Origin of the sequence: Steroidobacter sp. (assembly GCF_036406195.1) — a bacterium.
Lineage (GTDB): Bacteria > Pseudomonadota > Gammaproteobacteria > Steroidobacterales > Steroidobacteraceae > Steroidobacter.
This window is the reverse complement of record NZ_DASWVW010000001.1, coordinates 108718-128188: the sequence shown is the minus strand read 5'-3', so window position 1 is coordinate 128188 and position 19471 is coordinate 108718. Positions and strand designations below refer to the sequence as shown.

The following is a 19471-nucleotide window of genomic DNA, read 5'->3' as shown; positions in this document are numbered from 1 at the left end:
CGATACGCCCCAGATGTGCCTGCGACGCCGACTCCACTCCCCACGGTCAAAAGCCTGTCCATGAAGACTACGCGTTCGTCCAAGACCCCGCTGCTGGTGGCGGCGGGGTTGCTGGTCTGGTCCGCGATAGCTTCCTCGGCGACTGGCTCGGGTGCTGCGACGCCTGACCAGCACGCCGCAGCGGATGCGCAGGCCGTTGGGGAGTTTCTCGACCGTCATGTCCCCGAGGCGTTGCGCGAGGGGAGCGTGCCCGGCGCAAGCGTGGCAGTTGTCGATGCGAACGGCGTGCTGGCGGTCAGAGGTTACGGCCTCAGCGATCGAGAGGCCGGATCGCCCGTGAAGCCCGATGAGACGCTGTTTCGCATCGGCTCGGTCACCAAGCTGATCACCACGCTCGTGGCGCTCAGCCTGGTCGAGGAGGGCGTGCTGGATCTGCATACGGACATCAATCGCTACCTGAAAACGATCCGGATTCCGGAGACCTATCCTGCACCGGTCACGCTGCAACACATCCTCACGCACACCGGCGGCTTCGGCGAGACGTCCAGCTTTCTGCATTTCGCGAGCGACGAGCAGACCGCGATGACGTCGCGCGAGATGCAGCGGATGATCCGGCGCGTGCGCGCGCCGGGGCTCCTGCGCTCATACGACAATACTGCGTTCGGCATCCTCGGCATTCTGATCGCCGACGTGACCGGCAAGTCCTTTCGTGATGTGGCGCGCGAGCGTGTCTTCGCTCCGCTCGGCATGAATCACAGCACCATCGGGTTAGGGGAGGGTTGGCTCGCCAGCGCGTCGCAGGGTTATGGGATCAGCCTGTCCGATCCCTTGGAGCGGCCGGCGCTCCCACAGGCGCATCTCGGCCGTCTCGTCGAAGCCGCTGGAGCCGGCAGCTCGACGGCCGCTGACATGGCGAAGCTCATGAGAGCGCTGATGAACGGCACGCAGTACGAGGGCGGGCGGATCCTCTCCGAACCCCTCTACCGCGCCATGATGGATGTGTCCGCGCACCGGGCTCACCCGCGCGTCCCGGGGCTCGGTTACACCATCTATGAGACCGACTACGCCGGGCGCAGTGCGATCGGCCATGGGGGCTTGATCGACGGGTTCGCCACCGAGCTGGCGATTTTCCCCGATGCGCAGCTTGGCGTTTTCATCAGCTCGAACGTCGGCCCGCAGGCGCCGCCGCTGACGTTGTCGCTCATCCTCGAGGAGCTGAAGGTGACGCCGGAAGTGTTGGCAGGCGCGGGCAAGGCCATGTCCGTCAGCCGCGGCACGGTGGAGAAATTCGCCGAGACGTTCGTTGCGCCGAGGCGTTCGAGTGACACAGTCGAGGAACTCGCAAGGCTCAATCCGGCCGACATTGCCGGGCGCTACGCCTCCGGCGGCGCCAGCGGCGGGCTGACCCTGGGAACGCGCCTCTTTCTGGGCGGGCTCGGCGGGCTGAACGTGGCAATGCATTCTCCCGACAGCCTGCTCATCAACGGCCAGATTTATCGGCAGGTTTCGCCGGCTTATTTTGTGAACGAAGAGAACCAGCGCTCGTATGCCTTCCGGATCGAGAACGATCGGGTCCTGCAGGTCGGCAACCCGATCGGTTGGTACGCGCGGGCGCCGTTCTATACATCGGGGATGTTCACGCTCGCGCCGATGGCGCTGGGCGTGGTGTTGCTGCTCACGTCCGTCGTCTATCTGGCGCCCATCGGCCCACACACCGACCGAGCATCGCTGCGGATCCTGGGCGCAACGCTGCTGGCGGCGACGATCGTTTTCATCGGCGCCATGGCGCTCGAGCTCGAGTATGCAGAGTTCGCGGTGTATGGACCCGGCAATCTCGCCTGGGCCGTGCTGTGGCGGCTGGCGCTCAATGGTGCAGTCGTGCTGCTGATGATTGCGCCTGTGCTGGTGTGGCGCGCGCTTGCGAAGCAGGGACGGCCGCGCGCGGCCGTTGATTGGGTGCGCAGTGCGCATCTTGTCCTGCTGGCGCTCTGCGCAGTCTGCGTGGCCGCCGGCGCAACCTACTGGGGCGTACTTGGCAACCTGACCCAGTAGTGGTTTCAGCCAAGAAACGCGAGTCGAACCTTTGCGACGAGTAGCAACGTGAGAAAAGAGAACTTCATGAAAACGCGATTGTTCGTGTGCGCCCTGGCCGCGGGCGCGTGTGTTGCTCCTGCAATCACTCTCGCTGCCGGCGGCGAGACCATCGAGGAGATCGTAGTCACAGCACACAAGCGCAGCCAATTGCTACAGGACCTGCCGGCCGCCGTCACAGCGCTGACCGAAGGCGCGCTGCAGAAAATGGGTGCAGACGATTTCCTGGGCTACGCCATGACCGTTCCCGGCCTGTCGTTCGTCGACAAGGGACCGGGGGCGAGGAAGGTCGTGCTACGCGGCATCTCGACGGGAACCGACGGCGAGCGAAGCCCGACGGTCGGCGTGTACATCGACGATCTGCCGATCACCGCCGGCGGACCGTTTCCGGATCTGAAGCTGTTCGATGTCGAGCGTGTGGAAATCCTGCGCGGACCGCAGGGCACGCTGTACGGCGCAGGCTCGATGGGCGGGACTCTCAAGATCGTGACCAACAAACCCAGCACCGAGCGCCTGGAGGGCATGGTCGAGGCGGACGTCTCGAGCACCCGCGACGGAGGCGAGAGCTACTCGCTGAGCGGCATGCTCAACGTGCCCGTGATCGACGACAAGCTCGCACTGCGCACGGTGCTGTATCAACGCGATCGCGCCGGATATGTGGACAACGTGGCGCTCGGCGCGAAGGACGTCAACGACGAGGAAGTGCAGGGCGGCCGCTTCATGGCGCGCTTCCAGCCCACCGAGGCGCTGACGCTGACGGCCACGGTGCTGCGGGAAGATGTGAGCAGCGGAGGGCGTCCTACGGTCGACATCCTGCCCGACGGCGAACCGGCCTACGACGATCTGCAGCAGGCCAGGCAGTTCGCGGAGACGCTGGAAGACGACCTGGTCGTCGGCAATCTCACGCTCGAATACGACTTCGGCTGGGCGGCGCTCACGTCCGCGAGCAGTTATTTCGACCGCAGCAGGCAGACCGCGACCGATGTGTCGACCTTCTTCGGCGGGCTGGGCCTCGCCGTGTCGCAGATCGATTTCGCCGACGCCGAAGCGTGGGTCGAGGAGTTGCGCCTGACCTCGCAGTCGCAGGACCCGCTGCAGTGGCTGTTCGGTGCATTCTTCTACGATCGCACTCAGGTATCCGGTCAGAGCTTCCCGAGCGATGCGGCCGCGGGATCGCCGTTCGTGAACCTGGGCCTGTCCAGTACGCAGACCGAGGAGCGTCAGAGAGCGTTGTTCGGGGAGATCAGCTATGACTTGACCGATGCGCTGCAGTTGACCGCAGGCGCGCGCTGGTTCGACGTGAGGCAGCGCTTCGACGGGTGGAACAAAGGTCTGTTGTTCGGTGCCCCCATCGACACCAGCGATCCGCCAACGCGGCAGGGTCGCGCCAGCGAGAGCGTGGTCAATCTCAAATTTCAGGTCGCGTACCAACTGACGCCCGACGTGCTGCTGTTCGCGCAGGCGGCGGAAGGATTCCGCCAGGGCGGACCGCTGGCGGCCCTGCCGAACGACGCAGTGACCGGAGCGCCGGCGCCGACGCAGTTCAACGCGGACTCGCTGTGGAACTACGAACTCGGCTTGAAGTCGAGCTGGTTCGCCAACACAGTCCTGCTGAATCTATCCGCCTTCTATATCGACTGGAGCGACATTCAGACGCTGGTGCGGCGCCAGGATGGCCTGAGCTACACGGGCAATGGCGGGAAGGCGTCCAGCCGCGGCCTGGAGCTGGAGGCGTCGGTGCGGCCGGCGCCGGGTCTGTCGATGAGCCTGTCTTCGACCTATACGCGCGCGCAACTCGAGCAGGATGCTCCGCTGATCGGCGGCGTGAAAGGCGACCAGGTTCCGGGCGTGCCCGAGTTCAGCGCGAGCGCCTCGGCCGAGTACGCCTTCTCGCTGACCAGCGCCGTCGAGGCTTTCGTCTACGGGGATTTCAGCTATGTCGGCAGTACACGAAACGCGTTCGAGCTGAGCCTGTCGCGCCCAAGCTTCGATCAGGAATCGTACGACCTTGCGAATCTGCGCACCGGCGTACGCTGGGACGGCTGGGAGCTCACGCTGTACGCCAGCAACCTCTTCGACGCTCGTCCTTCACTCTACGTCGAAACGCTGTTGCCAGACGTCATTCAGAAGACGACGCTGCGACCGCGTACGGTGGGATTGCTCCTTCGCAGCCGTTTCTAGTCGATTCCGGAGCCTGCGGCCGCGCTCGGGCGCGAGTCGCAGCACCGGGGAGATCTCTCGTTCATGAAATGCACAATGCAGCAGCTCCTTCACGGCGCGATGATTGCGCTGGTCCTCTCGATCGGGCTGTGGAGCTGGCGCAGCGCCCCGGCGCAAGTCGTGCTCGACCGCGATGAGCTGTCCTCCTGGGCGGATGCGTTGTTCGAGCCGTCGTTTGCGCAACGGCGCTTCTCGGGCGCAGCGATCGTCGTCGTGCAGAACGGCGAGGTTCTGCTGTCCAAAGGTTACGGGTACGCGGATCTCGCTTTGCGCAAGCCCATCGACCTGCAGAGCACGAAGTTCCAGATCGCGTCCATCACCAAGACGTTCACGGGCACGGCGATCGCCCAGCTGGTCGACCGTGGACTCATCGAGTCTCTTGACGATCCTGCAAACAAATATCTGAAGCGCGTTTCGTTGCCGCAGGCATACGGCAGGCAGATCACATTGCGCCACCTGCTGACGCATCGGGGCGGGTTCGAGGACAGCTCTTACGCCATGTTCGCCGATCCCGCGCGCGTCAGTATTCCGCTCGAGCCTGCGGAGATAGAGCGTCTGATGGTCGGCGTGGTGCGCGAGCCCGGCAGTCTGTCCGTCTACTCGAACTTCGGTTTCGGCATACTCGGGCTGGTCGTAGAAGACGTCACGGGAATGACGCTCGAGGAATACTTCTCTGCGCACATCTTCGAGCCGCTGGGCATGCGCGACACGTTCGTGTCGGGCAGCGCCGGCCATGGATCGGATCTTGCGATCCCCTACGGATACTTTCCGAACGGCGAGCTCAAGCGCACCAGGCCTGCGCTCGGTCATCCCCTGTTCGCAGCCGCAGGCGATATCGAGTCATCGCCCATGGACATGGCGCGCTACATGATTGCTCAGCTCGAGGAGGGGCGCGGCGGCGCCGGCATTCTCTCACAGCGCATGTTCGCGGAACTGCACCGGCGGCACGCGGGCAATCATTCCGCCGTGGAGGGCTTTGGCCTGGGCTTCATGGTCGGAGACTGGAACGGCGAACGCTACGTCAGCCACGGCGGGCATCTTCCGGGATACATGTCGAAGCTGGTCCTGCTGCTCGATAGCAATATCGGTTTCTACGTCACGGTCATGATCGGCGACGCTTCGCTCACGTTGGAGGAGAGCATCATGGAGCGCTGGCGCCCACGCCGCAGCCGGCGCAGCGAGGATGTCGTCATCGAGCGGCCGCTGACGCAGCTCGACGTCGAAAACAGTTTCCTCATGAGGTTCCTCGGCCAGCGCAAGCCGCCCGCCGAGCAGTCCGACGGCGAGCTGCACCGCTACGCAGGCGCGTATCTGAGCGAGCGGCGGCCTTTCGGAACCTTCGAGAAGGCGTTCCAGCTGCTGACGCCGCAGTCGGGCTTCACGAAAGTGGAGGTGACGCAGGGCGGCTTGTCGATCAACGGCGTCGGCCCGTACGTCCAGGTAGACGAGGGCGTGTTCTGGAAGGGTGACGCGGGCCCAGACATCACCCGGCCGATCTCATCTGTGTTCGAGTCGCCGCTGTACGCCTTCTTGATCAACCCGCAAGGTGAGGTCACTCACATGAATGGGTACGTGAGCACGAGCATTTCCGGGCGCCTGCCCGTCGCTTGGCCGCAGATCCATGCGCGGCTGCTCAGGTACGGATTCTGGATCTGCCTAACGGGAGTGGCGGCAGTGCTGTGGCGTTGCAGATCGCGCGCGGAAAAGGGCGGACGAGCGCTGACGCTCGCGCTGTTCGCGATGATGCTTCTGGCGGCCGCCCTTCTCACGTTGGGATTCAGTGCAGACGAGCCGCTTCCCATGGAGCTGCCGATGGAGCGGCTGTGGCGCTTTCTGATCATCATTGGTGTCGCGAACGCGACGGCGGTGCTGGCGCTGGTTGGATTGTGGATGGCGGTGGGCGCCTGGCGCCGCAATCTGTGGGGCACCGGCCTGGCCGGTTTTGCCAGCCGCGTGCATTTCAGCTTCGTCGTGCTCGGCGCCGTGCTGCTGATCGCGCCGTTCTGGTACGGCAACCTGCTGGGGCTGCACTGGTGATCGGACGCCTTACGCTTGGTGTGCTGCTCGGCGCCGTCTGGCTCGCTGCTTCTTCATGTGCATCGGCGGCGCCGGACAGCGAGGTGCTGACCGTGGGCGTCGCGGCGGATCTGGGGCATCTCGATCTTGCGCGTTCCATGCGCATGCCTCCTGCGCTGATCCTCAACGCCACCAATCAGACGCTCATCGACAGGTCGAATGATGCGCAGACGCGCGCCAACGTCTACTCGCCGGAGTTGGCGCGCTCATGGTCCTCGGACGAGGAAGGACGAGTGTGGACCTTCGTTCTCGAGCCGGGCCATCGCTTCGACGATGGCTCAGAGGTCACCGCCGCGGCTGTGGAGTACACGTTCGCACGGATCTTCGGCCTGAAGCGCGGTACGGCGTCTTCCTTCGAATTCATTCAGTCGGTGCAGGCGCTGAGCCGCTACGAAGTCAGATTTACGCTCACCCAGCCGCATCCGCTGTTTCTTCCGCTCGTCTCCGACGCGGCAGCAAGCATCATCAATCCGCGGGTCGAGGCGCACGCCGTGGAAGGGGATTTCGCCAGCCAGTGGCTCGGCGCGCACACGGCTGGCAGTGGTCCGTACCGGCTCAGCGAGTACAAGCCGGGCACGTACTACGTACTCGATCGAAACCCGCACCACAAGGGAAAGGCGGGCGACATCCGCCGCGTCATCATCAAGGTCGTGCGGGACGAACCCGTCAGGCGCATGCAATTGGTCAAGGGAGAGCTCGACATCGCGCTCGACCTGAGCCTGGAGACGATCCAGGCGCTCGCACGCAACCCGGACGTGCAGGTGCAGTCCGGGCCGTCCAATGCGTTCATGTATCTGGGCCTGAATACCGAGCGCGGCCTGATGTCCGATGCACGCGTGCGACGAGCCGTCGCGCTGTCGATCGATTACGAGGCAATCCTCGACGGAATATTTCTCGGCTACGCGGAAGAGTTCCGCGGACCGCTGCCGCCGGGTCAGCCGGGCGCCGCGCCCGAGCTGTACCCCGTGCGGTTCGATCCCGAGGCCGCGCGCCGCATGATCGACGAGCTCGGGATCCGGCGCGATCGCATCGTGCGCATGATCTATACGCCTGCGGACCCGACCTTCGAGCCGACTGCGCTCGTGATTCAAGCGAGCCTGCAGAGCATCGGGCTGAACGTGCGCCTACAGCAGATGAGCCTGACTGCAATGATCGATTCGCTCGCGCGCGGCCAATACGACATCGTGATGACGGGCTGGGTGGGTGAATCCAACGACCCCGCCATCCTGATCAACTTCTGGCTGGACTCATCGCGCATCGGCTCGGCCGGCAACGCGGCGCGCTACGCCAATCCCGAGGTAGATCGACTGCTGGCGCAGTCGATCCGCGAAGTTGATCCAGCCGAGCGGGCCGCCACGATCCGCAGGCTCATCGCGATTGCCAATCGCGACTGGCCCTACATCTACCTGACTCAGCGACATCAATGGGCGGCCTCGCGCACCACACTGCGCGGCTTCTCGTTCAATCCAAACAAGTCTCACGACCTTGGATTTCATCTGATCGGCAAACCCGCCGGGCTTGCCGATGGTAGCGCGCGCTGAGAACGCCGCCGCGTACTTCAGACAGGTCGATATGAAATTCACAGACACAGAAACGGTGAGAGTGGCATGACATCGCATGCAGGCGTCGATCCCGCGACGGTTTCCTGGCGCTCGCTTGCGCAGGCCGCAGACATCGAAACGCGCCTCTTCGTGGACGGCGCGTTCGTCGAAGCTGCCGCGACCGAGCGCCTGCCCAGCGTCAATCCTGCGACCGGCCGGGTCCTTGCACATTTCTCTAACGGCTGCGACGCCGATGCGGATCGCGCCGTGCTGTCCGCGCAGGCCGCCTTCCGTTCGGGCTCGTGGTCGGATCTGTCGCCGGTCGCGCGACAGGCCGTGTTGTTGCAACTCGCCGGGCTGATCGAGCGCGACGCAGTGAATCTCGCCTTGCTCGACAGTCTGCAGATGGGCAAGCCCGTTCGACAGGCGCTTGCGGATGCGTACTGGGCAGCGCGCTTCTTCCGCTACTACGCCGAAGCCGCCGATAAGGTCGCTGGCGCTGCGCTACCCACCGACCGCTGGTCGCTCGCCTTCTCGCGCCGCGCGCCGCAAGGCGTCGTGACGGCGATCGTGCCCTGGAACTTCCCCGTGGTGAACGCTGCGATCAAGCTGGCGCCCGCGCTCGTGGCGGGCAATGCGGTCGTGCTCAAGCCGTCGGAGATCGCGTCCGCCTCCGCGCTGCGTCTGGCGCGACTCGCCTATGAAGCCGGGCTTCCCAAAGGCGTGCTGAATGTCGTGACAGGCGCGGGTGAGAGGATCGGCGCCGCACTCGCGCGCCATCCGGGCGTGCAGATGATTACGTTCACGGGCTCCACGCGCACCGGCCTGAGGCTGATGGAGCTGGTGGGCCAGTCGGGGTTGAGACCGCTGATGCTCGAGTGCGGCGGCAAGTCGGCGCACATCGTTTTCGGGGACATCGAGGATCTGGACACCGTGGCGGATCGCGTGGCGGCCGACATCTTCCGCAACCAGGGGCAGGTGTGCAGCGCCGGCTCCCGCCTGCTGGTTCATTCCTCGCTCGCGCGGAAGCTCACCGATCTCATTATCGAGCGTGCCCGGGCGATACGGCCCGCCGATCCGCTGCTGCCGGAGACCAGCTTCGGGCCGCTCGCGGCCGCCGCCCAGTTCGAGCGGGTGATGAACTACATCCAGTGCGGGCGTGACGAAGGCGCCGTCGTGGCGTTCGGCGGGCGCGCCTGCATGGAGGACAGCGGCGGCTATTTCATCGAGCCGACGATACTGACGAATGTCGATAGCCGGATGAGAGTAGCGCGAGAAGAGATTTTCGGCCCCGTGCTGGCCATCCTGTCGTTCGAGAACGAGCAGGAGGCGGTGCGCATCGCCAACGGCACCGAGTACGGACTCTCTGCAACGGTCTGGACGAACGATATGCAACGCGGCCAGCGCGTGAGTCACGCGCTGGTCTCTGGAGTGGTCACCGTGCTCGGCGATTCGCCGGCCGGCTCGGGCGGCGGTATGGCCCTGGCTTCCGAGCCCTGGCGCCAGTCCGGATTCGGCGTGCAGGGCGGCGTTGAAGGGTTGTATCCCTTCATGCGGATGAAGGCCGTGCAGTTCCTGTTTCCGCGCGCCGGGTGCGGCGAACGAGTCGATGCATGAGTGTGTCCCTGGTCGAGATCAGAGATAGCGTCGCGCGTCACCTGAAGCAGTTGATGACGGCGCACCGCGTGCCGGGCGCCGTCGTCGGGTTGTCCTGCGGCGGTCGCAACGAAGTCATTGCACACGGCTTGCTGAATGTCACAACCGGCGAGGAGGTCACGCCGGACAGCCTGTTTCAGATCGGTTCGATCACGAAGGTGCTCACCGCGACAATGGTGATGCAGCTCGTGGACGCCGGAAAGCTTGCGTTGAGCGACGACCTCGGCAGTCTGCTGCCCGGCGTTGCAGGCTTGGAGCATCCGCGGCCGGCCGTGACGCTGGAGCAACTGCTGTGTCACATGAGCGGTATCGACGGGGACTATTTCGTAGACACCGGGCGTGGAGACGACTGCGTGGAGAAGTTCCTCCGTCACCTCCCCGAGATTCCTCAGCTCCACGCGCCCGGCCAGATGTTCTCCTATTCGAACAGCAGCTACGTGCTTGCCGGAGCAATCGTTGAGAGGACAACGGGGCAAGTCTGGCACAAGGCGCTGCAATCGCTGCTTCTCGAACCTGTGCAGATGCGTCGCACATTCGCCCTACCCGAGGAAGCGATGCGCTTTCGAACCGCCGTCGGGCACTCATGCGCGATCGATGGGTGCTGGCGTGTAGTCGATCCGCTGCTGCTGCCGCGCTCCAACGAGCCCGCAGGATCGACGCCGTGGTCTTCCATGGAGGATCTGCTGTCGTTCGGACGCCTGCATCTGTACCACGGCCTCGCTTGCACCGGCTCGCGCATTCTCTCGGCCCGCTCCGCTGGAACGATGCGGCAGCGTCGCACCGTGTGTCCGCCATACGCGCCTTTCTCGGCCTGGGGACTGGGCTGGGCGCTGTTCGACTGGGGCGGGCGCGAGTTGTTCGGGCACGACGGGCTTACTCGCGGGCAGGCCTCGTTCCTGCGGATCGATCCCGCCTCTGGCCTGATGCTTGGGATGTTTGCGAACGGCGGCGATATGCGGGGCCTGTTCATGGCGCTCATCGAGCAACTCGTCGATCAACGCCTGGGTTTCAACCCGCCGGCGCCGCCGCAGGCAGGCGAGCTGCGCTTCGACCTCGACAGGTACGTGGGTGCATACGACAAGGCTAGCGATGCAATCGAGATCGCCTGCGCGGGAGGCGCATTGCGCATGAGTGTGACGCCGCGTTTCGATCCGCCCGGCATCGTGCGGGCGCTCGATCTGTCCCTGCAGCCGGTCTGCGACGGCGTCTTCATGGCTCAGGCGCCCGGCGCCCGCTTGCCGCTCGTGCTCACGTTCTCCGGCGCGGATGACGGCGCATCGCCGCGGTATGCCCACCTGAACTTACGAGCTTACAAGAGGCGAGTCGAACGATGACGGTGATGAAGGTCGCCCAGGAGTACTGGCGAAGAAACGAAGCATTTCGCATTGCGCGCGAGATCACGACCGGCGCCGATCTGCTCAAAGTGGAGATTTCCAGCGAGGGGTGCACGGGCCGCGGCGAATGCTGTCCGACCCGTCACTATGGCGAGACGGTCGATTCAGTCATCGGGCAGATCGAAAGTGTGCGGGATCGGATCGAAGCCGGCGCCGGTCGTCGCGACCTGCACGCGCTGCTGCCAGCCGGCGCTGCGCGCAACGCCCTCGACTGCGCACTGTGGGATCTGGAGGCCAAGCAGTCGCGAACACGAGCCTGGTCGCTCGCGGGCCTGTCCGCCCCGAAACCGATCCTCACCGCATACACGCTTGGGATCGATACTCCCGCGGCGATGGGAGAGCGGGCGAGGCGCAATGCCTTCCGGCCTTTGCTCAAGATCAAACTGGGCGACCGCGGCGACCTGGACCGCGTAGCGGCGGTACGTGCCGGCGCGCCGCATTCCCGCCTGATCGTCGACGCCAACGAAGCCTGGACGATCGCCGCGCTCAGAGAGAATGCGCCGCAGCTCGCTGTGCTCGGCGTCGAGCTCGTGGAGCAACCGCTGCCAGCCAACGCCGACGACGAGCTTGCCGACTACGACTCGCCCGTGCCGTTGTGCGCCGACGAGTCCTGCCATACTTCGGCCGATGTGGATGCCGTGCGTGCCAAATATCAGTTCGTCAACATCAAGCTCGACAAGACGGGCGGTCTGACGGAGGCGCTGGCGCTTGCGGAGACAGCCAGGCGGGCAGGGCTTGGGCTGATGGTGGGATGCATGAGTTCCACTTCGCTCGGCATTGCTCCCGCGCTGCTCGTGGCGGGCATGTGCCAGTTCGTCGATCTGGACGCGCCGCTCCTGCAGGCCGAGGACCGCAGACCCGGCCTGGTGTATGAAGGCAGTCTGATTCAGCCGGCCGGAGAGGACCTGTGGGGGTAGGCGTTGCCGAACGAGTGCTGCCGAAGAGAATGATTGTTCTGCAAGCCATTGCCGGACGACCACTTCGATTCTGCCCGCAGTCGCGCGCGGCATTGAGCAGCACATACCTGGGAGCGGGCGAATGCTCTATGTGCGCCTGATTGCCGCCCGGATTCCGGCGCTGCTGCTCGTGCTGCTGGGCGTGAGCGCCGTGACGTTCGTGATCTCGCACATCGTTCCGGCCGACGTCGCGCGCATGGTGGCGGGCGATTACGCCTCAGACGAGGCGGTCGCGGCGATCCGCGCGCAGCTTGGCCTGGATCAGCCGCTGTGGCGGCAATATCTGATCTATGTGCGCGATCTGCTCAGCGGCGATTTCGGAACTTCGATCCGCACCGGCCAGCCGGTGCTCAAAGATCTGCTGACCTATTTCCCGGCAACGGTGGAGTTGGCGCTGGCCGCTCTCTTGCTGGCGCTGGCGCTAGGCGTGCCGCTGGGTGTCGCGGCTGCAGTGAGTCAGGGTCGATGGATAGACCGGGCAGTACGCCTGTTCGCGGCGATCAGCGTTTCGACGCCCTCGTTCTGGCTGGGGCTCATGCTCATCTCGGTGTTCTACGGGCGGCTCGATTTGTTTCCAGCGGGCGGGCGCATGAGCGAGGAGTTTCTGGACGTCGATCACGTGACCGGGCTGCACGTCGTGGATGCGTTTCTCTCCGGGCGCGCCGGCGCCGTTGCAGACGCGCTGTGGCGCCTGGCGCTTCCGGCGTTCTCGCTCGCGCTGGTCGCGATGGGCGGGTTTGCCCGCATGATCCGTTCGTCGATGCGCGAGACGCTACAAGAGGACTACGTCCGCGTTGCGCGCTCGCTGGGTCTGCCGGAGCGTCGCGTGGTCCTCGCTCACGCTCTACCCAATGCGCTCATTCCGTTCGTCACTATGCTCGGTCTGTCGCTCGCCAACCTGCTGACCGGGGCCGTCGTGACCGAGGCGGTCTTCATGTGGCCCGGCATCGGCAGCTACATCCTCGAGTCAACGCTCGCCGTGGATTTCCCGGCGATCATGGGATTCACCGCGCTGGTGTCGTTCATCTACGTCGCCGCCAACCTGGCCGTGGACCTGCTTTACCTCAGGCTCGATCCGCGTCAGAGGAAGGTCGGCGCATGAACGAGGCCGTCCTGCGATTGAGGGACCTGATGGCGAGCGCCGGGATTTCGCGGCTGAAGCTGCCACGTGACTTCCTGACGAGGTTGGGGTTGCTGCTCGTCAGCGTCGCAGTCCTGACCGCGTTGTTCGCGCCTGTCATCGCCACGCACGATCCGATCGCGCTCGATGTTCGCAACCGCCTCGCGCCGCCGGACGCGGTGCACTGGTTCGGTACAGACGAGGTAGGGCGCGACGTTTTTTCTCGCGTCGTGTACGGCGCGCGCTACTCAATTGGCGTCAGCGTGCTGGTCGTCTCGATTGCGGCAGTGTTCGGATTGTTGATCGGTGCCTTCGCCGGCTTCATGCGCGGCAGGACCGACGCGGTCATCATGCGAGTCGTCGACGTCCTGCTCTCCATTCCCGGGCTGGTGTTCGCGATGGCTTTGACTGCGGCGCTGGGGCCAAGCCTTATGAACGCGATGCTGGCCCTGGCCGTCGTGATCACGCCCGCGTACATCAGGCTGGTCCGCGGTCAGGCGTTGGCGGTCGGGAGGAACTCGTATGTCGAAGCGGCGGTGCTGTACGGCGCATCGAAGCGTCGCATTCTGGCGCGGCATGTGATCCCCAACTGCTACGGGCCGGTGCTCGTGCAGATGACCGTCGACCTGGGCGCCGTGATTCTCGCTGCCGCGGCGCTCAGCTTTCTCGGCCTGGGCGCGCAACCGCCCGATCCGGAGTGGGGCGCATTGATCGGCTCGGGACGGCGATACATCCAGGAGCACTGGTGGTGCGCCACCTTTCCGGGGCTGGCGATCGTGCTCACGGCCGCCGGCTTCAATCTGATCGGTGACGGTCTGAGCGATCTGCTCGATCCGCGGGATGGTCATTCATGAGCGACGCCGTACAGCCGGTGCTGGAGATCAGCGATCTGTCGCTCGAGTTCACTGCGGCTCAGGGCGGCGTGCGCGCTCTGGATGAAGTCACCCTGCAGGTGCGGCCGGCGGAGATTGTCGGACTGGTCGGCGAGTCCGGTAGCGGAAAATCGGTCACCGCGCTGTGCGTCATGCAGTTGCTCGCTGCGCGCTCGCACAGTGTGACGGGCGGTCGCATCGTGCTGCTCGGACGGGATGTGCTTGGCGCCGGCGGCGCGCAGCTCGCGCGGATGCGCGGCGCCGAGGCCGCCATGATCTTTCAGGAACCGATGACCTCGCTCAATCCGGTGAAGCGGATTGTCGAGCTCATGATCGAAGTCATCCGGCGGCATCGCCGCGTATCGCGTCGCGCCGCCCGCTCGATTGCAGCGGAACTACTCGCCGATGCGCAACTCTCGGACGTGGAGCGCGTGCTGCGATCGTATCCATTCGAGCTCAGCGGCGGGATGCGCCAGAGGGTGCTGATCGCGATGGCGTTCTCATGCCGGCCGAAGCTGCTGATCGCGGACGAGCCGACCACCGCGCTCGACGTCACAGTGCAGGCGCAGATTCTGGATCTGGTCAGAGAGATGGCGCGCAAGCACGCCACCGCCGTGCTCTTCATCACGCACGATCTGGGCGTGGTGCGGCAGCTGTGCAGCCGCATGTACGTGATGCAGCGGGGCAGAATCGTGGAGTCGGGCGAAACCGGCGCAGTGCTATCCAATCCGGCGCACGCCTACACGCGCTCGCTGCTCGGCGCCCTGCCGGAATTGGCTGAGCCCATGCAGTTCATCGCGACGGGCGACGAAGCGCCGACTCCGTCGCTGCAGACCGCGGACAGGCGCACGGGGCAGGTGTTGCTGGAAGTGAAGAATCTCACGGTCTGCTTCGACGCGGACCGTGGACGCGGCAAGCGCACAGTCGTAAGGGACGTCAGCTTCGAAGTTAGGGAAGGCGAGACTGTCAGCATCATCGGGGAGAGCGGCTGCGGAAAATCCACGCTCGCGCGCACAGTCGTCGGCTTGATCAGACCCGAGCGCGGTTCGGTCGCCTACCGGCCCAGCGCCCCGACATCACAGGATGCGGCCGGGGCTTTGCGCAGGGAAGTCCAAATGGTCTTCCAGGACCCGCGCTCTTCGCTCAATCCACGCATGAGAGTCTGGGAAATCATCACGGAGCCGCTGGCTGTCGCCGAGCGCCTCGGCCGCGCGCAGCTTCGGGAGCACGCGCAGCGCCTGGCGGCCCAGGTCGGCCTGACGCCCGATCAGCTGCATCGGTATCCGGACGCATTCTCGGGCGGCCAGCGCCAGCGCATCGCCATCGCCCGCGCGCTATCGACTTCGCCGCGGCTGCTGGTGCTGGATGAACCCACCTCCGCCCTGGATGTCTCGATCCAGGCGCGGATTCTGAACCTGCTGTTGAAACTGCAATACGAGCTGGGTCTGTCGTATCTGTTCATCAGTCACGACGTCCCGGTCGTCAGACATATCTCCCATCGCGTGCTCGTAATGCAGAGCGGCGCCCTGGTGGAGCAGGGCGAGGCTCGGCAGGTGCTGGAGCATCCTCGCCATCCCTACACCCGTCAGTTGATGGAGGCGGTCCCGCGCGTGACGAGCGGGCGTGGCCGGCTCGGAGTTCACGAAGAACAGATCGCCTGATTCTTGGTCGTCTGCGCAGAATTTTTGCCGCCGTTTTTCTGCTTTGATGGTCCGCACGAAGGACGACAGGAGAAGACCGCAGTGTTGAAACTTCGCAGTTTGTTCGCGATTGCCGCGTGCGTGCTGGGCGTCCACGCAATCGGCCGGGCGCAAGAGGAGGGCGCGGCCGAGCGCAGCTTCGAGATCCGGTTCATGGATTTCTGCATCGCTGGCGCCGCGCCTGAAATGAAGATCACGCTTCAGAGCGCTCAGATCGTATGTCGATGTCTCTACGACTACGCCGACGAGCGGACGTCCCCGAGCGTGAAGGAAGCGATCGTAGCGCTGCCCAAGAATGCGACGGTCCGCGATTTCGACGACGTATACGCCAGTTCGGCCATGCCGCGGGAAGTGGTCGACGCCATCACGCAAGAGTATCTCCGGTGCGCAAAGACCCACGGCAAGCGCACGGACGACCGCTGAAGCCATGGCGATCACGCATTCGAGCGTCGGCAGGTCGATTCGCCGCGCCTCCATCTACGACGTCCGCAGTCGATGCGCGCGCACATTGCTTGCGGGGCTCCTGTTCGTCTTCTCGGCTGCAAACGTGCATGGGCACAGCGGTCATGCCGGCCGCCAGCCGATGCCGCCCGCGATGGCGATGCAACTGCAGTCGGCGTTGGACGACCTGAAACGTTATGGCGTTCTGGGAGCGGTGCTGGCGGTCGAGGGCGGCGTTCTGGAAAGACGCGCCTTCGTCACGGGACATGCGGACCTGGAGCGCAGCCAGCCGATGTCTGCGGATCTGCAGTTCATGGCTGCAAGCCAGACCAAGATGCTCACGGCGGCGGCCGTTCTTTTGCTGGAGAAAGAGGGACGGCTCAGTCTCGACGATCCGCCGGCGCGGTATGTGGAGGGCGCACCCGGCGATGGGGTGACGCTGCGACACCTCCTGCTGCACACCAGTGGTATCGGCGACGGCGTCGAGCTTTTTGCTCCGCCCGTTCCCTGGCAACGGACCACGTTTTCCCTGTCCGATCTTCTCCTGCTGGGACGCATAGTCGGTCCCGCCTTCGAGCCGGGCGCGCGCTACGCGTACAACAATACGGGTTACGTGATCCTCGGCGCAGTGGTAGAGCGCGTCGCCGGCATGACTCGAGAGCGCTTTGTGCGCGAACGCATCCTCGGCCCTCTCGGGATGACGCATACCTGGTTTGGCACGGGCGAGCGCTGGCCGCGTGAGCGGATGGCGCGAGGTTACATCTGGGAAAGAAAGTACGAGCGCGTGCAGGACACCAGCAATCCACCCGACTTGTCCTGGGCGGGCGCGGCCGGCGACATGGTCACGACGGCTGGCGATATGCTCACATGGCTGTCCGCGCTCCGCGAGCCGAACAATCCGCTCGGGCTGACGCTGGATGACTTCACCGCAGTCACCGTCGAGACGGGTGAGCGCAGCACCGATGTGCGTTATGGGTACGGCTTGTCCGGGCAGATGGCCGGAGGCCTGCTCGTGTGGGGGCACGGCGGCAGCATCCCGGGGTATCTCAGCGTCAGCAGCCTGCATCCCGCGACCGGCGTGGCGGTGTCGCTGTTGCTCAGCCTGGATGGTGCCCCCGACGCCAGTCTGTCGAAAACTGTGAGCGCGATGCTCGATGTGCTCACCACCGCGGTCACCCTGGGGGTTTCCCTGGATCGCCTGCAGTGAACGCGGGAGCCGGCTGATTCCATTGTCCTGCCGGTGGCGTTAGGCTTTCATCCATATGCAGCCCAGCGTCCACGTGGATGTTCATGAGCTCCCCAGCCTCGCTGGGACGGAGCCGGTCGCGTTGTTGCCCAGGCTCACGTCCCTCCTGCAGGACGGCGCAGCGGTTAAGGGCGACACGCTGTTTCCGCGCGGCCGGGGGCTGCGCAGTCGTTACGTCTGCCGGGGCGCGGAAGGGTTCCAGGATTGCATCCGCTTTCCCGACGACAGCTGGCTGATCATCTCCGATTTTCCGGTCGCCCGGACGGTCGGGCAGAGGTACTCGGGCGAGGACGTCGTCAAGTTCCACGTCAAACTGTCCGGCGTCACTCCGATCGGGTTGTCCACGCAGGAGCACATGGTTCTGGCTGGCCCGGCGGCGTTCATCATCAGTCAGCCGCTCGGCGTTGAGAAGTGGGAGTTCGTTCTCAAGGACAACCAGGAGAGCTCGGTCACCGTCATCTATCGGCGCTCGCATCTGCTCGCCTGGTTCGACGAGCAGTGCAGCCCGATGTCGCCGCGCTTGCGCAGTATCATCGGTCCGGAGAGCGCGAAGCAGGCTGCCTGCGCCCCCGTGCATCTGTCACCGATGATCGTCGCTGTTGCGCGCGATCTACTGCAGAGCCCCTATCAAGGTACGCTCAGAGTGATCCACGCGGAGGCCAAGGCGCGCGAGCTGAGCTGCATGATCCTGAATCAGCTCGCGCAGGGCGCGACGGACCAAGTTTGCGACGTGGTGCTCAGCCACCGCGACGTCGAGCGCCTGCACGAAGCGAAAGATATTCTGGCCCGCAATATCATCGACCCTCCCACCATAGACCTGCTGAGCCGCCGGGTGGCACTCAACCAGAAAAAACTGCGCGTCGGCTTCAAGGTGGTCTTCGGCGAGAGCACGTTCGACTACTGCCAGCGACTGCGAATGGAGCGCGCGCGCGAACTGCTCGACGCCGGTGAGACTTCTCTCGTGCGTATCTCGGAAGCAGTCGGCTACGCTTACCCGAGCAGCTTCTCGGTGGCGTTCAAGCGTTATTACGGGGTGCTGCCCAAGGATGTGCGGGGTCGCGGTCGGTCGCTTACTCCCCGACGCGCGCGCAGCGGCTAGGACGAACCGTGATCGCGGCCGTGATGACCTAAGAGGCGCGAACGCGTACGCTGCGGTCGTCGCAAATCGGGTTATGAGATTAAGGATGATTCGTATCGATCAGGATGATGTTTCCCGTCCGCAGGTTCTCGCGCCAAGCCCGTTGGTTATCGGCTGATAGTAAGTGGCAAACTGTCGGCAGTTGTGAATAACTGATTGCACTTTGCCACATGCCGATCTGTGCCAGTCAACAGGCGCTGCGGCTCGCCCGGCGGCGCCAGGGCGCAACCGCCCGCGATTTCGCGGCGGCGGGGATCCATCGGCAGGTGCTCACCCGGTTGGTTGCTGCCGGGCAGTTGGAGCGCGTTTCTCGAGGCGTCTATCGCCTACCCAACCAATCGATTACCGAGCACCACGCCTTGGCCGTCGTTGCCGCCGCCGTACCTCAAGGCACAATCACACTGTTGAGCGCGCTGCAGTTCCATCAGATCGGCACGCAGCTCTTGATGCTTGCTTGGACAGTCGGCTAAAGGATTATTACGATCTCTACTCGCTTTCGCAGGGATGCGAAGCGACGCCGGATGCGATTTCCAAGGCGATCAAAGCTACGTTTCTACTACGGAGCACGGTTGTGCCGGACACTTGGCCTATCGGTCTCACATCAGAATTCGCAGGTGATGTGGCGAAGCTGCGGCAATGGGATGCATTCCTGGACAAAAGTCGCGTGGCTGGTCCCACGCTCGCACAGGCGATCGACGCGATTCGGCGCATACTGTCCGAACCACTCGAATTCGCGCGGACTTTCTGAGGGCACGCACACCAAGCACTGTGTTCCACGGAAGCGTTATGGTCAGTTAGACGCTAGGTTTTGAAGTTGGTACGCGGGATTGTTGTGCCTCTGTACCAGTTGCATGCGATTAGACTTCCGGATTTCCAAGGGAAGTCGCTGGCGTAGATACTTCGCGATCGCTGAAAAGTCACGAGCTCGCTCCCTGAAGATTGATCGGATCGGGTACGCGCAGGCCGCAACGGGAGCTACATACGGAATGAAAGCAGCTTTATACTTTTTGGATCGGAAGC

15 protein-coding genes are annotated in these 19471 nt (G+C 64.6%); all 15 read left to right on the top strand.

Annotated elements, in window-relative coordinates; all coding sequences use genetic code 11:
• Window positions 1–60: 60 nt before the first annotated feature.
• Window positions 61–2052: a serine hydrolase domain-containing protein gene (locus tag VGE08_RS00490; protein WP_331065879.1), complete on the top strand. Its 1992-nt coding sequence runs from the start codon at window positions 61–63 to the stop codon at window positions 2050–2052.
• Window positions 2053–2118: 66 nt separating this feature from the next.
• The gene (locus tag VGE08_RS00485) at window positions 2119–4272 is read left to right on the top strand and encodes a TonB-dependent receptor (protein ID WP_331065878.1); all 2154 of its coding nucleotides are present in this window, start codon (window positions 2119–2121) and stop codon (window positions 4270–4272) included.
• 75 nt (window positions 4273–4347) lie between these two features.
• Window positions 4348–6348: a serine hydrolase domain-containing protein gene (locus VGE08_RS00480; RefSeq protein WP_331065877.1), complete on the top strand. Its 2001-nt coding sequence runs from the start codon at window positions 4348–4350 to the stop codon at window positions 6346–6348.
• Entirely contained in the window at window positions 6345–7928 is a 1584-nt protein-coding gene (locus VGE08_RS00475; RefSeq protein WP_331065876.1) for an ABC transporter substrate-binding protein, read from the top strand. The genes VGE08_RS00480 and VGE08_RS00475 overlap by 4 nt, the downstream gene beginning before the upstream one ends.
• A 66-nt stretch (window positions 7929–7994) precedes the next feature.
• Window positions 7995–9545, top strand: a complete 1551-nt coding sequence (locus tag VGE08_RS00470; RefSeq protein WP_331065875.1) for an aldehyde dehydrogenase family protein — start codon at window positions 7995–7997, stop codon at window positions 9543–9545.
• Entirely contained in the window at window positions 9542–10918 is a 1377-nt protein-coding gene (locus VGE08_RS00465; RefSeq protein WP_331065874.1) for a serine hydrolase domain-containing protein, read from the top strand. The genes VGE08_RS00470 and VGE08_RS00465 overlap by 4 nt, the downstream gene beginning before the upstream one ends.
• On the top strand, window positions 10915–11895 hold the full coding sequence (gene dgcA / locus VGE08_RS00460; RefSeq protein WP_331065873.1) for an N-acetyl-D-Glu racemase DgcA: 981 nt from the start codon (window positions 10915–10917) through the stop codon (window positions 11893–11895). The genes VGE08_RS00465 and dgcA overlap by 4 nt, the downstream gene beginning before the upstream one ends.
• 121 nt (window positions 11896–12016) lie before the next feature.
• Window positions 12017–13036, top strand: a complete 1020-nt coding sequence (locus tag VGE08_RS00455) for an ABC transporter permease (protein WP_331065872.1) — start codon at window positions 12017–12019, stop codon at window positions 13034–13036.
• Window positions 13033–13908: an ABC transporter permease gene (locus tag VGE08_RS00450; protein ID WP_331065871.1), complete on the top strand. Its 876-nt coding sequence runs from the start codon at window positions 13033–13035 to the stop codon at window positions 13906–13908. The genes VGE08_RS00455 and VGE08_RS00450 overlap by 4 nt, the downstream gene beginning before the upstream one ends.
• Window positions 13905–15587, top strand: coding sequence for an ABC transporter ATP-binding protein (locus VGE08_RS00445; protein ID WP_331065870.1), 1683 nt, complete (start codon window positions 13905–13907; stop codon window positions 15585–15587). The genes VGE08_RS00450 and VGE08_RS00445 overlap by 4 nt, the downstream gene beginning before the upstream one ends.
• A gap of 81 nt (window positions 15588–15668) precedes the next feature.
• Window positions 15669–16049: a hypothetical protein gene (locus VGE08_RS00440; RefSeq protein WP_331065869.1), complete on the top strand. Its 381-nt coding sequence runs from the start codon at window positions 15669–15671 to the stop codon at window positions 16047–16049.
• 4 nt (window positions 16050–16053) lie between these two features.
• On the top strand, window positions 16054–17274 hold the full coding sequence (locus VGE08_RS00435) for a serine hydrolase domain-containing protein (protein ID WP_331065868.1): 1221 nt from the start codon (window positions 16054–16056) through the stop codon (window positions 17272–17274).
• Window positions 17275–17329: 55 nt separating this feature from the next.
• Window positions 17330–18412 (top strand): AraC family transcriptional regulator, encoded by a 1083-nt coding sequence (locus tag VGE08_RS00430; RefSeq protein ID WP_331065867.1) that lies wholly within the window; start codon window positions 17330–17332, stop codon window positions 18410–18412.
• A 209-nt stretch (window positions 18413–18621) separates the two neighbouring features.
• Entirely contained in the window at window positions 18622–18921 is a 300-nt protein-coding gene (locus VGE08_RS00425) for a type IV toxin-antitoxin system AbiEi family antitoxin domain-containing protein (RefSeq protein ID WP_331065866.1), read from the top strand.
• Window positions 18906–19199: a nucleotidyl transferase AbiEii/AbiGii toxin family protein gene (locus VGE08_RS26455; protein ID WP_414717433.1), complete on the top strand. Its 294-nt coding sequence runs from the start codon at window positions 18906–18908 to the stop codon at window positions 19197–19199. The genes VGE08_RS00425 and VGE08_RS26455 overlap by 16 nt, the downstream gene beginning before the upstream one ends.
• Window positions 19200–19471: the final 272 nt, after the last annotated feature.

What these genes read in the sequence shown, in the direction of transcription:
- dgcA (WP_331065873.1), top strand. Translation starts at nt 10,915, where the DNA reads ATGACGGTGATGAAGGTCGCCCAGGAGTACTGGCGAAGAAACGAAGCA.
- VGE08_RS00425 (WP_331065866.1), top strand. Translation starts at nt 18,622, where the DNA reads ATGCCGATCTGTGCCAGTCAACAGGCGCTGCGGCTCGCCCGGCGGCGC.
- VGE08_RS00430 (WP_331065867.1), top strand. Translation starts at nt 17,330, where the DNA reads ATGCAGCCCAGCGTCCACGTGGATGTTCATGAGCTCCCCAGCCTCGCT.
- VGE08_RS00490 (WP_331065879.1), top strand. Translation starts at nt 61, where the DNA reads ATGAAGACTACGCGTTCGTCCAAGACCCCGCTGCTGGTGGCGGCGGGG.
- VGE08_RS00480 (WP_331065877.1), top strand. Translation starts at nt 4,348, where the DNA reads ATGCAGCAGCTCCTTCACGGCGCGATGATTGCGCTGGTCCTCTCGATC.
- VGE08_RS00470 (WP_331065875.1), top strand. Translation starts at nt 7,995, where the DNA reads ATGACATCGCATGCAGGCGTCGATCCCGCGACGGTTTCCTGGCGCTCG.
- VGE08_RS00445 (WP_331065870.1), top strand. Translation starts at nt 13,905, where the DNA reads ATGAGCGACGCCGTACAGCCGGTGCTGGAGATCAGCGATCTGTCGCTC.
- VGE08_RS00485 (WP_331065878.1), top strand. Translation starts at nt 2,119, where the DNA reads ATGAAAACGCGATTGTTCGTGTGCGCCCTGGCCGCGGGCGCGTGTGTT.
- VGE08_RS00450 (WP_331065871.1), top strand. Translation starts at nt 13,033, where the DNA reads ATGAACGAGGCCGTCCTGCGATTGAGGGACCTGATGGCGAGCGCCGGG.
- VGE08_RS00455 (WP_331065872.1), top strand. Translation starts at nt 12,017, where the DNA reads ATGCTCTATGTGCGCCTGATTGCCGCCCGGATTCCGGCGCTGCTGCTC.
- VGE08_RS00435 (WP_331065868.1), top strand. Translation starts at nt 16,054, where the DNA reads ATGGCGATCACGCATTCGAGCGTCGGCAGGTCGATTCGCCGCGCCTCC.
- VGE08_RS00465 (WP_331065874.1), top strand. Translation starts at nt 9,542, where the DNA reads ATGAGTGTGTCCCTGGTCGAGATCAGAGATAGCGTCGCGCGTCACCTG.